The sequence below is a fragment of the Mycolicibacterium palauense genome, assembly GCF_002592005.1.
Taxonomy (GTDB): Bacteria; Actinomycetota; Actinomycetes; order Mycobacteriales; family Mycobacteriaceae; genus Mycobacterium; species Mycobacterium palauense.
In genome coordinates this window covers 35141-49131 of the sequence record NZ_NVQF01000040.1, presented here as the reverse complement: position 1 = coordinate 49131, position 13991 = coordinate 35141, and the positions used below count along the sequence as shown (strand labels likewise).

Genomic DNA, 13991 nt, shown 5'->3' with positions numbered 1-13991 from the left:
GCTCGGCCCCGCCCTCGCGTCCCGTCTGCTCGGCCCCGCCCCGGCCGCCCGCCCGAAGGTCCACCGGCACCGAGCCCGTCTGCAGCGCCTCCCGGATGGAGGTGCGGATCGCCGCGGAGCGCCGATGCTCGCCGCCGGCGAGCACGCCCACCGACAGACCGTCGTACTCGAAGGACGCGGGCGTCACCGCGCTGCCCTCCCGGGCGATGTCGGCGCGCACGCAGAAGATCCGCCGGCTGTCAGCCTCGGCGACGACCGCCGCGTTGACCTCCGGGTCGTCGGTGGCCGCGATCGCATACCAGGCGTCGGCGAGGTCACCGGCGCGGTAGGCCCGGGTCACCAGCGTGACACCGGTCATCGCCTCCACGGCGGGGGTGAATTGCGGCGAGATGACGTGCACGTCGGCACCGTTGGCGATCAGCAGCGGCAGCCGGCGCTGGGCCACCGACCCGCCGCCGACCACGACGACCTTCTTGCCGGTCAGCCGCACACCAACGAGGTAGGCGTTGTCGGTCACCCGGCGAGCTTAGTTGCTGCGGCGTGGGCCACGAAGCGCCGCACCGCACCCGGATGCGCCGCCGGGTGGGTGTGCAGATAGGAGGCGTGGACGCCGCCACGCACCGCACCGTCGTGCACCGCGGCGCCGGTGGCGTCGCGGAAGATCCACGCCGGATCGCGCGGCTCCGCGAAATCCACCGTGGTGCGATGGAATTCGTGACCGACGACGCGCTGGCCCGCGGTGTGCACCACCGAATCCACCGCCGCCACGGCCTCGCGGTAGCCCAGCGTCAGCCGGGGGGTGAACCGCGCCGAACCGGACAGCACGCCGCACATGGGGGTGCCGTCCAGGTCGGCCATCAGGTAGGTCAGCCCGGCGCACTCGGCGTAGACCGGGCCGCGGCCGGCCAGATCGGCGACCTGCCGCCGCAGCTCGGCGTTGTCCGACAGCTCGCCCGGATACTGCTCGGGGAACCCACCGGGCAACACCAGGGCCGCCGCCCCGGCGGGCAGGGTGTCACGCATCGGATCGAACTCGACCACCTCGGCGCCGGCCGCGCGCAGCAGCTCGGCGTGCTCGGTGTAGCAGAAGGTGAACGCGCGCCCGGCGGCGACCGCGACCACCGGCCGGCCCGGAGCGGGCGGCTCGTCGCCGCCGGGCCGCCACGGCGGGCAGGTCACCGTGCCGGCGGCCAGCCGCGCGATCGCCGCGGTGTCGACGTGGCGGGAGATCAGCCCGGTCATCGCCTCGACGGCGGCGCGGGCCCCGCCCCCGTGTTCGGCGGCCGTGACCAGGCCCAGGTGCCGCGACGGCACCGCCAGTTCCTCGGCGCGCGGCAGCGCACCCAGCACCGGAACCCCGGCGGCCTCGCAGGCCGCGCGCAGCACCTGTTCGTGGCGCGCGGACCCGACGCGGTTGAGGATCACCCCGGCCAGCCGGGTGCCGGTGTCGAAGGTCGCGAACCCGTGCACCAGGGCGGCCACGCTCTGGCTCTGCCCGCGGGCGTCGACGACGAGCACCACCGGCGCCCCCAGCAGCGCGGCCACCTGCGCGGTCGACCCGGGTGCCGGGCCGGGGTGGGCAGTGTCAGCGGCGCCGGGTGCACCGGTGGGGATGCGCCCGTCGAACAGGCCCATCACCCCCTCCACCACCGCGACGTCGGCGCCGGCGCTGCCGTGCCGGTAGAGCGGACCGATCAGTTCCTCGCCCACCAGCACCGGGTCGAGGTTGCGGCCGGGGCGCTGCGCCGCCAGCGTGTGGTAGCCGGGGTCGATGTAGTCCGGCCCGACCTTGAACGGGGCCACCCGCTGTCCGGCGCGGCGCAGCGCGCCCATCAGCCCGGTGGCCACGGTGGTCTTGCCGCTGCCCGAGGACGGCGCGGCGATCACCACCGCGGGCACGGTCACCGGCGGCGGTGGGCGCGCGGGCGGGTCACCACTCGATGCCTTTCTGCCCCTTGCGCCCGGCATCCATGGGGTGCTTGACCTTGGCCATCTCGGTGACCAGGTCGGCCGCGTCGACCAGGGCCGCCGGCGCGTCCCGACCGGTGATCACCACATGCTGAGTGCCCGGCCGGGACAGCAGCGTCGCGACCACCTCGCCGGTGTCCACCCACCCCCACTTCAGGGGGTAGGTGAACTCGTCGAGAACGTAGAAGTCGTGGCGCTCGTCGGCAAGACGCCGCGCGATCTCGGTCCACCCGTCGGCGGCGGCCACCGCATGGTCGGCCTCGTCGCCCTGTTTGCGCGACCATGACCAGCCCGACCCCATCTTGTGCCATTCGACGGGGGCCCCCACGCCGTACTCGTCGTGCAGCTGGGCCAGCCGGCCGAAGACCGCCTCCTCACCGACCTTCCACTTGGCGCTCTTGACGAACTGGAACACCGCAACCGAGAGCCCGGAGTTCCAGGCGCGCAACGCCATTCCGAACGCGGCGGTCGACTTGCCCTTGCCGGCGCCGGTGTGCACCGCCAGCACCGGGGCGTTGCGCCGCGCCCGGGTGGTCAACCCGTCGTCGGGGATCGTCAGTGGACGGCCCTGTGGCATGTGTTGTCTCCTCTCCGGTCCCCGTCGCCCCCACGCCGGCCCGCGCTCCGGGCCACGCGAACCCTAGGCCGCGCGACGCACGGCGTCGCCGAGATGCTCGGCCCGCAACTGTTCCAGGCGCAGCACGGGCGCCCCGAGCCGGTCGGCCAGATCGGTGGCCAGGCCCAGCCGGATGTAGGACGTCTCGCAGTCGACCACCACGGCCGCGGCACCCTCGGCGACCAACCGGTCGGCGGCCTGCCGGGCCCGGCCCAGCGGGTCGGGACCGCCGGTGGCACGCCCGTCGGTGAGCACGACGACCAGCGGACGCCGCGATTTGTCGCGGGCCTTCTCCCGCACCACGAGGTCGCGTGCGGCCAGCAGCCCGTGGGCCAGCGGCGTCTTGCCGCCGGTGTCGAAGCGGTGCAGCCGCCGGCTGGCGAGGTGCGCCGAGGACGTCGGCGGAAGCAGCAGCCGCGCCTCGGCCCCCCGGAACGTGATCACCGCGACCTTGTCGCGGCGCTGGTAGGCGTCGCGCAGCAGCGACAGCGCCGCACCGCTGACCGCCGCGAGCCGGTCCCGGGCGGCCATCGATCCGGACGCGTCGACGACGAAGATCACCAGGTTCCCCTCGCGCCCCTCCCGCATGGCCCACCGGACGCTGTCGGTACCGGGTCGCAGTGCCCCCGGCCCGTCGGCGCGTCCGGCCGCGTCCAGCAGGGTCGCGAACAGGTGCAGGCCCTCTCCCGTGGCGCCGGGACTGACGCCGACGACGGCACCGGCACGGTTGCGTGCCCGCGAACGCCGGCCCGGGGCCCCCTCGCCGACGCCGGGCACCCGCAACGCGCGGGTCCGGAACACCGGCGCGGGCGGTCCGCTCGGCCGCGCCGAAGGCGGCTGGGCCCCACTCGAATCACCACTGGAATCCCCGTTGGACTCCTGTTGGGGCGGAGCATCTTTCGCCTCGCCCGGGCCGCCCTCGGGTTCCGGGGCGCCGCCGCCGGGCGGGTCCGGCTCCGGATCGGGTTCCGGCCCGGACCCCGATTCCTCGTCGGCCCGCGCGAGCGCCTCGTCCAGCACGCCCGGGTCGATCCCGGGGTCGTCGAACGGGTCGCGCCGCCGCCGGTGCGGCAGGGCCAGCTCGGCGGCCACCCGGATGTCCTCGTCCTCGACGCCGGTCGCGCCCCGCCACGCGGCGTGCGCGACCGCCGTGCGCGCCACCACCAGGTCGGCCCGCATCCCGTCCACGTCGAACGCGGCGCACAACGCGGCGATGCGCCGCACCTGGTTCTCGCCCAGCTCGACGCCGGGCACGCGGGCACGCGCCTCGGCGATGCGGCGGGCCAGTTCGGCCTCGGCGTCGGCGAACCGCGCGGCGAAGGCCCACGGGTCGGCCTCGAAGTCCATCCGGGCGCGCACCACCGCGGTGCGCACGTCGACGTCACGGGAGGCGCGCACGTCGACGGTCAGCCCGAAGCGGTCCAGCAGCTGGGGCCGCAGCTCCCCCTCCTCGGGGTTCATCGTGCCGATGAGCACGAAGCGGGACTCGTAGGTGTGCGAGACCCCGTCGCGCTCGACGTGCACACGGCCCATGGCGGCGGCGTCGAGCAGCACGTCGACGAGGTGGTCGTGCAGCAGGTTGACCTCGTCGACGTAGAGCACACCGCGGTGGGCGCGGGCCAGCAGACCCGGGGAGAAGGCGTGGTCGCCGTCGCGTAGCACCTTCTGCAGGTCCAGCGACCCGATCACCCGGTCCTCGGTGGCCCCGATCGGCAATTCGACCAGGGTGGCGCCCTCATCGATCCCGTCGACACCGTGCAGGATCCCGGCCAGTCCGCGCACCGCGGTGGATTTGGCGGTGCCCTTCTCACCGCGGATGAGCACCCCGCCGATCTCGGGTCGCACGGCGCACAGCAGCAGCGCCAGACGCAGCGAGTCGTGCCCGACGATCGCGCTGAACGGGTAGCCGGGCGCGACCGCGCTCACGGCTGGTCCCCGGCCCCGGTGCCCGGGCGCAGCATCGGGATGTGCGGGATGCCGTCGTCGACGAACTCCGCACCGTCACGGGCGAACCCGTGCTGGCGGTACATCTCCTCCAGGTAGGTCTGGGCGTTGATGCGGCACGGGTAGTCGCCGACCTCGGCCAGCGCCGCCTGCAGCAGCTGGGTGGTGTGCCCCTGCCCGCGGGCGCTCTGTTTGGTGCACAGCCGGCCGATCCGGAACGACTTGACCCCGCCGGTGTGCTCCTCCATCAGCCGCAGGGTGCAGATCACCTCACCCTCGGGGGATTCCAGCCAGAAATGCCGCGTCTCGGCCAGCAGATCGCGGCCGTCGAGTTCGGGATAGGCGCAGGCCTGCTCGACGACGAAGACCTCCACGCGCAGCTTGAGCAGCTCGTAGAGCGTGGCGGCATCGAGGTCCTGGGCCCGGACGCGTCGCAGCGCAGCCCTCATGCCACGCCCGCGGGTTCGGCGTCGCCGGTGGCGGCCGGCGAGGCCGAGTCGTCGGGGCCGGCCGCCAGGGCCGCGGCGCCGGCATCGGTGCCCGATTCCAGGCCCAGCACCCCGGTGCCCCAGGACCAGACCTCGTTGAACAGCTCCGGGTTGTGCGACAGCTCGACGCCCAGCGACGGGATCATCTCCTTCAGCCGGGGCTGCCAGGAGCCGTCGTAGCGGTCCCCGAAGCAGCGCCGCATCACCTCCAGCATCGCCGGGACGGCCGTCGAGGCACCCGGTGAGGCGCCGAGCAGCCCGGCGACGGTGCCGTCGGCGGCCGAGATCGCCGTGGTGCCGAACTCCAGCGTGCCGCCCTTGCCCTTGGCCGGCTTGATCACCTGGACGCGCTGACCGGCCACGCTGAGTTCCCAGTCGGCGTCCACCGCGCTGGGGGCGAACTCGCGCAGGGCGTCCACCCGGTCGCCCTCGGACAGCCGCAGCTGACCGATGAGGTAGTTGACGAGGCTGATCTGCGACAGCCCCACACCGAGCATCGAGGCCAGGTTGTGGGGCTTGACCGACAGCGGCAGGTCGGTGACGTGGCCGTGCTTGAGGAACTTCGGCGACCACCCGGCGAACGGCCCGAACAACAACCACGGCCGGCCGGTGATGATGCGGGTGTCCAGGTGCGGCGCCGACATCGGCGGGGCGCCCAGCGGCGGGAAGCCGTACACCTTGGCCCGGTGCCCGGCGGTGATCGCCGGGTTGTCGGTGCGCAGGAACTGCCCGCCGACGGGGAACCCGCCGTACCCCTTGGCCTCGGCGATCCCCGACTTCTGCAGCAGCGGCAGCGCGTCGCCGCCGGCGCCGACGAAGACGAACTTGGCGTTGATCTTGCGGGTCACCCCGGTGCGCCGGTTGCGCACCTTGACCGTCCAGCTGCCGTCGGACTGCTTGGTCAGATCGCGCACCTCGTGACCGAACATCGCGGTGGTGCCGCTGCGCACGCCGAACCCGATCAGCTGCTTGGACAGCGAACCGAAGTCGATGTCGGTGCCGTCGGTGGTCCAGTTCAGTGCCACCGGCTCCGAGAAGTCGCGCTTGGCCGCCATGAACGGCAGGCGGCGGGCGAACTCGTCGGGGTCGTTGATGAACTCGGTAGTGGCGAACAGGGGGTTGGCCGCCAGCGCGTCGCGCCGCTTACGCAGGTAGTCGACGCGCTCGGCGCCCTGCACGTAGCTGACGTGCGGTACCGGGTTGAGGAAGCTGCGCACGTCGGTGAGCACGCCGCGATCGACCGCATGCGCCCAGAACTGCCGCGAGACCTGGAACTGCTCGTTGACGTGCACGGCCTTGGTGATGTCGATCGAGCCGTCCGGATTCTCCGGGGTGTAGTTGAGCTCACACAGCGCCGAATGCCCGGTGCCGGCGTTGTTCCACGGGTCGCTGCTCTCGGCCGCGGCGGCGTCGAGCCGCTCGATCAAGGTGATCGACCAGTCGGGCTCCATCAGCCGCAGCAACGCCCCCAGGGTGGCGCTCATGATGCCCGCGCCGATGAGGACGACATCGGTCTTGGTCTCGTTGGCTTCGTTGGCGTCTGACACCGTTCGCTCACCCTTCACGTTCGCACGTCCGCCACCGGGACGGTCCGGGACATTCGGGGACGTTCTGGGCCATCACCGACGTCCAGCGCCCCCGGCGATGTTCAGCGGCAGTCGATCCGCCGCCCGGCCCCCGGCCCGCCCGTGGCGGTGGTACCGCTGCCCAGGTTATCTCCTGTTGCCGCGGCCCGGCCGCCCAGGCGGCCCGACGGTGGCCCGCTCCCCAGCTAAGGTGTGGTGCGTGACGGCATGGGAAGCCGACGTCCTGCGCGGATACGTGCGTACCACCTTCGACCTGGGTCCCGATCCCGACGGCGAGGGCGACCTGGTGGCGACCCTGGTGCGCAACGCCGAGCAGCCGGCGACACGGCACGCCGCCCTGGCCATCCACGGTTACACCGACTACTTCTTCAACACCGAGTTCAGCTCCTGGCTGTCCCGGCGAGGCTTCGCCGTCTACGGCCTGGACCTGCACAAATGCGGAAGGTCGCACCGCCCCGGCCAGACCCCGCACTTCACCACCGACCTGGCCCGCTACGACCGGGAGCTCGAAAACGCGCTGGCGGTGATCGCCGCCGAGACCGGCAACGCGCCGGTGTGTGTGTTCGGTCACTCGGCGGGCGGCCTGATCGCCACGCTGTGGCTGGACCGGATGCGCCGGCGCGGGGCGTCGGGGTCGTCGGGGTCGTCGGCTGTCAGTGGGCTGGTCCTCAACAGCCCGTTCTTCGATCTGCACGGGCCGGCCATTCTGCGCAATGCGGCCACCTCGGTGGCGCTGCGGGCGCTGGCCCGGGTGCGTAAACATCACGTGATCCGACGCCCCACCGAGGGCGGCTACGGCACCACCCTGCACCGCGACTTCGACGGCGAGTTCGACTACGACCTGGTGTGGAAGCCGCTGGGTGGCTTCCCGGTGACGTTCGGCTGGATCAACGCGATCCGGCGCGGGCACGCCCGGCTGCACCGGGGATGCGATGTCGGCGTGCCCAACCTGGTGCTGCGCTCGGACCACAGTGTCGCCGAGTCGGCGCTGGCGGTCGATCCGGCCTCGGTGCAGCGCGGCGACGCCGTCCTCGACGTGAGCCAGATCGCGCGATGGGCGGGCTGCGTCGGCGGCACCCACACCACCGTCGCCGCGATCGCCGACGCCAAACACGATGTGTTCCTGTCACTGGCGGGGCCGCGCGCCGCGGCCTACGCCGAGCTCGACCGGTGGCTGGACACCCACGTCCGGCCCCGCCTGGACAGCGAACAGTCCACCACTCAACCTGATTCAGAACCAGCACGCAGCACCCGGCATCCGGCACACCAGACAGGACAACAGCACACGTGGAGCATTTCGACCTGACCATCATCGGCACCGGCTCGGGCAACTCGATCCTCGACGAGCGCTACGCCGGCAAGAAGGTGGCCATCTGTGAGCAGGGCACCTTCGGCGGCACTTGCCTCAACGTCGGGTGCATCCCCACCAAGATGTTCGTCTACGCCGCCGACGTCGCCAACACCGTCCGCGAGGCGAGCCGCTTCGGCGTGGACGCGCGCCTGGACGGGGTGCGCTGGCCCGACATCGTCTCGCGGGTCTTCGGCCGGATCGACCCCATCGCGCTCGGCGGCGAACGCTACCGGCGCTCCTCCCCCGACGTCACCGTCATCGACGGGCACACCCGGTTCGGCCCCACCCGCCCGGACGGCCGCCATCTGCTGCGCACCGACACCGGAGCCGAGTTCACCTCCGACCAGGTGGTCATCGCCGCCGGCGCGCGCGCCATGGTGCCCCCGGCGATCGCCGACTGCGGCGTGGAGTACCACACCAGCGACACCATCATGCGCATCCCCGAACTGCCCGAACACCTGGTGATCGTCGGCGGCGGGTTCGTCGCCGCGGAGTTCGCCCACGTGTTCTCGGCCCTGGGCTCGCGCGTCACCCTGGTCGTGCGCGGGTCCACACTGCTGTCGCACTGCGACGACGACCTCGGTGAGCGGTTCACCGAGATCGCCTCGCGCAAATGGGAACTGCGCACCCACCGCGAGGTGACCGGGGCACGCCCGGACGGCGACGGGGTGCACCTGGTCCTCGACGACGGCTCCACCCTGAACGCCGACACCCTGCTGGTGGCCACGGGGCGGATCCCCAACGGTGATCTGCTCGACGCACAGTCGGCGGGCGTCCGGATCGGCGTGGACGGCCTGGTGGTGGTCGACGAGTACCAGCGCACGACCGCGCGCGGCATCTACGCTCTCGGCGACGTCTGCTCGCCGTACCAGCTCAAACACGTCGCCAACCACGAGGCCCGGGTGGTCCGGCACAACCTGCTGCAGGACTGGGACGATGAGGACATGCTGGTGGCCTCCGATCACCGCTTCGTGCCCTCGGCGGTGTTCACCGACCCGCAGATCGCCTGTGTGGGGATGACCGAGAACGAGGCCCGCGCCCAGGGATTCGACATCCGGGTCAAGATCCAGGACTACGGCGACGTGGCCTACGGCTGGGCGATGGAGGACACCACCGGGATCTGCAAGCTGATCGTCGAGGCGGACACCGGCAGGCTGCTGGGGGCCCACCTGATGGGCCATCAGGCCTCGACGCTGATCCAGCCGCTCATCCAGGCGATGACCTTCGGGTTGGGCGGCCAGGACATGGCCCGCGGCCAGTACTGGATCCATCCCGCGCTGCCCGAGGTGATCGAGAACGCGCTGCTGGCGCTGTGCGGCGAGCCCATCTGGCCGCCGCCGCGCCGCCACTAGCGATTTCGGTGCACTGGGTCCCGCCCGGCGGGACCTACTGCACCGAAATCGCGAAACCCCAGGGCAGCTCGAGACGGTGGGCGGCCAGCAGGTCGGCGTCGCCGAGCACCGCGGCGATGTCGTCGTCGGCCACCACCTCGCCGTTGTCGATGATGACCGCGCGGTCGCACAGCTGCGCCGCGTAGGGCAGATCGTGGGTCACGATGAGCATCGTCGACTCCAGCGTCTGCAGCGTCTGGGCCAGCTCGCGCCGGGCCACCGGATCGAGGTTGGCCGAGGGCTCGTCGAGCACCAGGATCTCGGGGCGGCAGGCCAGCACGGTGGCCAGCGCGCCGCGGCGCCGCTGGCCCCCGGACAGATGCGCCGGGCTGCGGTCGGCCTCCCCGGTCAGCGACACCGCCTCCAGCGCCGCACGCACCCGTTCCTCGAGTTCCGGCCCGCGCAGACCGAAGTTGGCCGGCCCGAAGGCCACGTCCTGGGCCAGGGTCGGCATGAACAGTTGGTCGTCGGGGTCCTGGAAGACCAGGCCGACCCGCTGGCGGATCTCGCGCAGGGTCTTGCGCGACACCGGCGTACCCAGAATGTCGACCACGCCCGAGGTGGCGGTCAGGACGCCGTTGAGGTGCAGCATCAACGTCGTCTTCCCCGCCCCGTTGGGGCCCAGCAGGGCCACCCGCTCACCGGGCTGCACGACCAGGTCGACACCGCGCAGCGCGACATGGCCGTCGGGGTAGCGGTGGTGCAGACCGGCGATCCGGACGGCGGGGTGTTCGCTCATCGGCCCACCCAGGTGGCCCACGCCGACACGGCGACCGCGCCGGCCGCCGCCGCGGGCACCAGGGTCAGGCCCCATTCGGCGGCGGTGGCGCGTGGTCGCGCGCCGACCCCGGCCAGATCCGGGACCGCGCCGTCGAAGCCGCGGGAGAGCATCGCCACGTACACGCGTTCCCCGCGCTCGTAGGACCGGACGAACAGCGCGCCGACCGCCCTGGCGATCGCGCCCGCCTGGTGCAGCGCCCGCGGTGAGTCCCCGCGGGAGATCCGGGCCATGCGCATGCGGGCCGCCTCGGCGCTGAGCAGGTCGATGTAGCGGATCATCAGCACCAGCATGGAGGTGACCAGCCCCGGCACCCCCAGCCGGCTCAGTGCCAGCGGCAACTCGCGGGCGGTGGTGGTCGCGGCCACCGTCAACGCGGCCGCCACCCCGAGCGTGCCCTTGATGACGATCCCCCAGGCGGCGTAGAGACCCGCCACCGACAGCTGAAGGCCGGCGAACTGCACCCGTTGCCCGCCCTCGGAGAACGGCAGCAGCACCGCCAGCACCACGAACGGCGCCTCGATCAGCATCCGCGGCAGCACCCAGCGCAGCGGGATCCGGGCCAGCTGCCACACCACCAGCACGATGGCCCCGTAGACCGCATAGGGCCAGAACATCTCCCGGGGGGTGGCCACCACGGCGAAGACGAACAGCACCAGGCAGACGATCTTGACCTCGGCCGGTGCGCGGTGCACCACCGAGTCGCCGTCACGGAACAGCGGATGCGAGTGCCCGGATGACATGGGCGGCTCAGTTTCTCGCTTTGCGGCTCCTGGCGATCAGCCAGAAACCCCCGCCCGCCACCGCGAGCACCACGACAGCACCCAGGATGCCGGCGATCCCGCCGGTGGCGCCGTGACCGAACAGCGTGTAGTCGGCCAGCGGGGAGGCGGCCATGCCGTGCTCGGTGGCGTGTTGGGCGATGCAGCTGCCGTTGAGTTGTTCTGCACCGGAGGGCGTCTCGACGACCTCGCAGCCGCGCAGGGTGGCCGAGTCCAGTCCGTCCGGGCTGGAGCTGGCCAGATAGGACACCCCACCGGCGATCACCACGACGGCCAGCGCGAACACGATCCAGAACCGTTTGGCGCTCATGCCGGCGCTCCCGCGACCACCGGTGCGGTGCGCCCGTGCCGGCGCAGCAGGTAGACCAGATCCGGGCGGGAGCGGGCCACCGCCATCACCGTGATCGCGGTGATCACACCCTCACCGATGCCGATGAGCACGTGGGTGCCCAGCATGTAGCCCGCCACGGTGGCCAGCGAGGTCGAAGCGGCGCCGCCGATCGCGTATTCGATGATGAAACCCGTTGCCGCGCAGACCGTGCCCACCACGGCGGCGATGAATGCGGTGACGCCCAGGATGCGCACGCCGTCCCGGTTGCGGCGGCTGAGCAGCTTGTAGAGCACGACCGCGGTGCCGTATCCGGCGGCCACCCCGATGATGCCCATGTTGGTGATGTTCATCCCGAGCGCGGTGATCCCGCCGTCGGCGAACAGCAGCGACTGCACCACCAGCACGATCGCGATGCACAGCACTCCGGTGAAGGGGCCGACGAGGATGGCGGCCAGCGCACCGCCCAACAGGTGTCCGCTGACCCCCGGCAGGATCGGGAAGTTGACCATCTGCACCGCGAAGACGAACGCCGCGACGAGGCCGGCCAACGGCACGGTCCGCTCATCGAGTTCGGTGCGGGCCCGCCACACGCAGTAGGCCAGCGCCGCGACCGCGAGCACCCCGAAGAATGCCGAGGTGGGCGCGTTGACGATGCCGTCGCTCATGTGCATCGCCTGAGTCGTTACGACCACAGCTGTCTTGCCTTCCGACGGGTCCTGCGGGGTGCCCTTTCGACCCTAGGCAAGTCGGGATCATCTGTCTAGATGTTCAGATGTTCATCCTATGTAAACTGCCCGGGCGGGCAGGTCAACCGTGGGCGGCACCTATCCAGTGCAGCAGATCGTGCACGGTCTGGTCCTCCAGCCGGTAGCTGACCTGGCGCCCCACCCGGGTGGAACTGACCCAGCCCTGCTGGCGCAGCACCCTCAGCGCCTGGGACACCGAGTTCTCCGAGCGTTCCAGGGCCATCGCGAGATCACCGACGCAGATGCCCGGCGCACGGTGCAGCCCCAGCAGGATCTCCAGCCGGTGCGGGTCGGACAGCAGGTCGAAACGCTGCGTCCATCCGGCGATGTCGACGTCGGAGCGCGCCGAGGACGCGCGCCGGACCGCGACCTCGCCCCCGGAATCCCCGACCTGTTCCATGACACACGAGGTTAATCGACGGGGCGGACTTATCAGCGCGTACTAATCGAGGAACCCGTGCAGCAGCACCGCGGATCCGGCGACGTGGGCCCGCATGGCCACCGCCGCCCCCTCGCAGTCGCCGGCCAGAATCGCCAGCACGATCGCCTCGTGCTGCTCGTCGGAATGGGCGATGTTGAGCTTGAGCAACGGGATACGGTCCAACAGCCCGTTGAGCCGCATCCGGTTCTCGGCGACCAACGGCACCAGCGACGGCGTTCCCGCCGCCTCGGCGATCGCCAGATGCAGCCGCGAATCCAGCCGGCGATAGTCCTCCAGTGCCGCGTCCCGCACGTCGGTCAGCCGCGACCACAACACCTCGCGCTCGGCGGCGGTCAGGGTGCGGGCCGCCGCCATCCGGGCCGCCCCGACCTCCAGGATCTCCCGCAGCCGCAGCGCGTCGTCGATCTCCTCGCGGGTCGCCCGCTGCGAGCCCGCGACGTCGGCGGGCAGCTGCTCGGCCAGGAACGTGCCCCCGTAGCGTCCGCGCCGCGACACCAGGTAGCCGGCCTCGGCCAGCGACTTGATCGCCTCGCGCACGGTGTCGCGGCTGACCCCGAGGCGCGCGGCCAGCTCCCGTTCGGAAGGCAACGACTCCCCCGGCTCGAGCACGCCGAGGCGGATCGTCTGCAGCAACCGGCCCACGGTGTCCTCGAACGCGTTACCCGGGCGCACCGGCCGCAGCAGGGCGTCGCTGGCCTCGCTGGCGCCGGCGGCCTGCCTGTCCGGCTGTTCGTCCCGGTCCGGATGCGCGGTCATGTCAGCTGCTTCATCGATCCACCGGGCCGTTTCTACAGGGGGGTCACGTAGGCCGAGCTGATACCGCCGTCGACCAGGAACGTCGAGGCGGTGATGAACGACGCGTCGTCGCTGGCCAGGAACGCCACCGCCGCCGCCAACTCCTCCGGCTCGGCGAACCGCCCCAGCGGAACGTGCACCAGCCGGCGCGCCGCACGCTCGGGATCCTTGGCGAACAGCTCCTTGAGCAGCGGGGTGTTCACCGGCCCGGGGCACAACGCGTTGACGCGGATGCCCTGCCGCGCGAACTGCACGCCCAGCTCGCGGCTCATCGCCAGCACACCCCCCTTGGAGGCGGTGTAGGAGATCTGCGAGGTGGCCGATCCCATCACCGCGACGAAGGACGCGGTGTTGATGATGACGCCCCGCTGGCGGGGCACCATGTGCCGCAGCGCGGCCCGACAGCACAGGTAGACCGACTTGAGGTTGATGTCCTGGACCCGCTGCCAGGCCGGCAGCTCGGTGTTCTCGATCAGGTCGTCGTCGGGCGGGCTGATGCCGGCGTTGTTGAACGCGATGTCGACCGCCCCGTGGGTGGCGGCCGCCGTGTCGAACAGGGCGTCGACCGCGGCCTGATCGGAGACGTCGACGGCCACGAAGGTCCCCGAGAGCTCCTCGGCGACCTCCCGGCCGGTGGCCGGGTCGATGTCCCCGATCACGACGGTGGCGCCCTCGGCCCGCATGCGCCGCGCCGTGGCCAGCCCGATGCCGCTGGCCCCGCCGGTGATGACGGCGACCTTGCCGGCCAGCCGCTGGGTCAGATCGATGTGCTC

General features: G+C 72.0%; 15 protein-coding genes. 2 read left to right on the top strand and 13 right to left on the bottom strand.

What is annotated here, in order from left to right:
* The 6 genes from CSR00_RS16760 to mqo all read right to left on the bottom strand — a co-directional run.
* A partial coding sequence (locus tag CSR00_RS16760; RefSeq protein WP_141564381.1) for a precorrin-2 dehydrogenase/sirohydrochlorin ferrochelatase family protein occupies positions 1 to 517 on the bottom strand: 517 nt, incomplete at its 3' end.
* Positions 514 to 1905 carry a cobyrinic acid a,c-diamide synthase CobB gene (locus CSR00_RS16755; RefSeq protein ID WP_099023544.1) on the bottom strand — a complete coding sequence of 464 codons (1392 nt, stop codon included), beginning with the start codon at positions 1903 to 1905 and terminating at the stop codon, positions 514 to 516. The genes CSR00_RS16760 and CSR00_RS16755, both read right to left, overlap by 4 nt.
* Before the next feature lie 25 nt (positions 1906 to 1930).
* Positions 1931 to 2545, bottom strand: a complete 615-nt coding sequence (gene cobO / locus CSR00_RS16750) for a cob(I)yrinic acid a,c-diamide adenosyltransferase (RefSeq protein ID WP_099023543.1) — start codon at positions 2543 to 2545, stop codon at positions 1931 to 1933.
* Between the two features lie 63 nt (positions 2546 to 2608).
* Positions 2609 to 4510 carry a magnesium chelatase subunit D family protein gene (locus CSR00_RS16745; protein ID WP_099023542.1) on the bottom strand — a complete coding sequence of 634 codons (1902 nt, stop codon included), beginning with the start codon at positions 4508 to 4510 and terminating at the stop codon, positions 2609 to 2611.
* Positions 4507 to 4977 carry a GNAT family N-acetyltransferase gene (locus tag CSR00_RS16740; protein ID WP_099023541.1) on the bottom strand — a complete coding sequence of 157 codons (471 nt, stop codon included), beginning with the start codon at positions 4975 to 4977 and terminating at the stop codon, positions 4507 to 4509. Before CSR00_RS16740 ends, CSR00_RS16745 begins: the two co-directional genes overlap by 4 nt.
* The gene (mqo, locus tag CSR00_RS16735; RefSeq protein WP_245906151.1) at positions 4974 to 6500 is read right to left on the bottom strand and encodes a malate dehydrogenase (quinone); all 1527 of its coding nucleotides are present in this window, start codon (positions 6498 to 6500) and stop codon (positions 4974 to 4976) included. The genes CSR00_RS16740 and mqo overlap by 4 nt, the downstream gene beginning before the upstream one ends.
* A gap of 301 nt (positions 6501 to 6801) precedes the next feature.
* On the opposite strand from mqo, the gene CSR00_RS16730 reads away from it, so the two are divergent.
* Complete coding sequence (locus CSR00_RS16730; protein ID WP_245906147.1) at positions 6802 to 7908, top strand: alpha/beta hydrolase; 1107 nt, start codon at positions 6802 to 6804, stop codon at positions 7906 to 7908.
* Complete coding sequence (mtr, locus tag CSR00_RS16725) at positions 7890 to 9305, top strand: mycothione reductase (protein WP_099023539.1); 1416 nt, start codon at positions 7890 to 7892, stop codon at positions 9303 to 9305. Before CSR00_RS16730 ends, mtr begins: the two co-directional genes overlap by 19 nt.
* 34 nt (positions 9306 to 9339) lie before the next feature.
* Here the strand turns inward: mtr and CSR00_RS16720 are convergent, their stop codons facing one another.
* The 7 genes from CSR00_RS16720 to CSR00_RS16690 form a co-directional block, all read right to left on the bottom strand.
* Complete coding sequence (locus CSR00_RS16720; RefSeq protein WP_099023551.1) at positions 9340 to 10083, bottom strand: energy-coupling factor ABC transporter ATP-binding protein; 744 nt, start codon at positions 10081 to 10083, stop codon at positions 9340 to 9342.
* Positions 10080 to 10865, bottom strand: a complete 786-nt coding sequence (cbiQ, locus tag CSR00_RS16715) for a cobalt ECF transporter T component CbiQ (protein ID WP_099023538.1) — start codon at positions 10863 to 10865, stop codon at positions 10080 to 10082. Before cbiQ ends, CSR00_RS16720 begins: the two co-directional genes overlap by 4 nt.
* A gap of 7 nt (positions 10866 to 10872) precedes the next feature.
* Positions 10873 to 11214: a PDGLE domain-containing protein gene (locus CSR00_RS16710; RefSeq protein WP_099023537.1), complete on the bottom strand. Its 342-nt coding sequence runs from the start codon at positions 11212 to 11214 to the stop codon at positions 10873 to 10875.
* Positions 11211 to 11900 (bottom strand): energy-coupling factor ABC transporter permease, encoded by a 690-nt coding sequence (locus tag CSR00_RS16705; protein ID WP_245906145.1) that lies wholly within the window; start codon positions 11898 to 11900, stop codon positions 11211 to 11213. The genes CSR00_RS16710 and CSR00_RS16705 overlap by 4 nt, the downstream gene beginning before the upstream one ends.
* A gap of 142 nt (positions 11901 to 12042) precedes the next feature.
* Positions 12043 to 12381, bottom strand: coding sequence for an ArsR/SmtB family transcription factor (locus CSR00_RS16700; RefSeq protein ID WP_099023535.1), 339 nt, complete (start codon positions 12379 to 12381; stop codon positions 12043 to 12045).
* Positions 12382 to 12423: 42 nt separating this feature from the next.
* Positions 12424 to 13179 carry a FadR/GntR family transcriptional regulator gene (locus CSR00_RS16695; RefSeq protein WP_099023534.1) on the bottom strand — a complete coding sequence of 252 codons (756 nt, stop codon included), beginning with the start codon at positions 13177 to 13179 and terminating at the stop codon, positions 12424 to 12426.
* Between the two features lie 32 nt (positions 13180 to 13211).
* Positions 13212 to 13985, bottom strand: a complete 774-nt coding sequence (locus CSR00_RS16690) for a 3-oxoacyl-ACP reductase (protein ID WP_099023550.1) — start codon at positions 13983 to 13985, stop codon at positions 13212 to 13214.
* Between the last annotated feature and the right edge of the window lie 6 nt (positions 13986 to 13991).

Excerpts from the sequence above, each read along its gene's own strand:
- cobO (WP_099023543.1), bottom strand. The coding sequence starts at position 2,545 with ATGCCACAGGGCCGTCCACTGACGATCCCCGACGACGGGTTGACCACC.
- CSR00_RS16740 (WP_099023541.1), bottom strand. The coding sequence starts at position 4,977 with ATGAGGGCTGCGCTGCGACGCGTCCGGGCCCAGGACCTCGATGCCGCC.
- mqo (WP_245906151.1), bottom strand. The coding sequence starts at position 6,500 with ATGAGCGCCACCCTGGGGGCGTTGCTGCGGCTGATGGAGCCCGACTGG.
- CSR00_RS16720 (WP_099023551.1), bottom strand. The coding sequence starts at position 10,083 with ATGAGCGAACACCCCGCCGTCCGGATCGCCGGTCTGCACCACCGCTAC.
- cbiQ (WP_099023538.1), bottom strand. The coding sequence starts at position 10,865 with ATGTCATCCGGGCACTCGCATCCGCTGTTCCGTGACGGCGACTCGGTG.
- CSR00_RS16710 (WP_099023537.1), bottom strand. The coding sequence starts at position 11,214 with ATGAGCGCCAAACGGTTCTGGATCGTGTTCGCGCTGGCCGTCGTGGTG.
- CSR00_RS16705 (WP_245906145.1), bottom strand. The coding sequence starts at position 11,900 with ATGAGCGACGGCATCGTCAACGCGCCCACCTCGGCATTCTTCGGGGTG.
- CSR00_RS16700 (WP_099023535.1), bottom strand. The coding sequence starts at position 12,381 with ATGGAACAGGTCGGGGATTCCGGGGGCGAGGTCGCGGTCCGGCGCGCG.
- CSR00_RS16695 (WP_099023534.1), bottom strand. The coding sequence starts at position 13,179 with ATGACCGCGCATCCGGACCGGGACGAACAGCCGGACAGGCAGGCCGCC.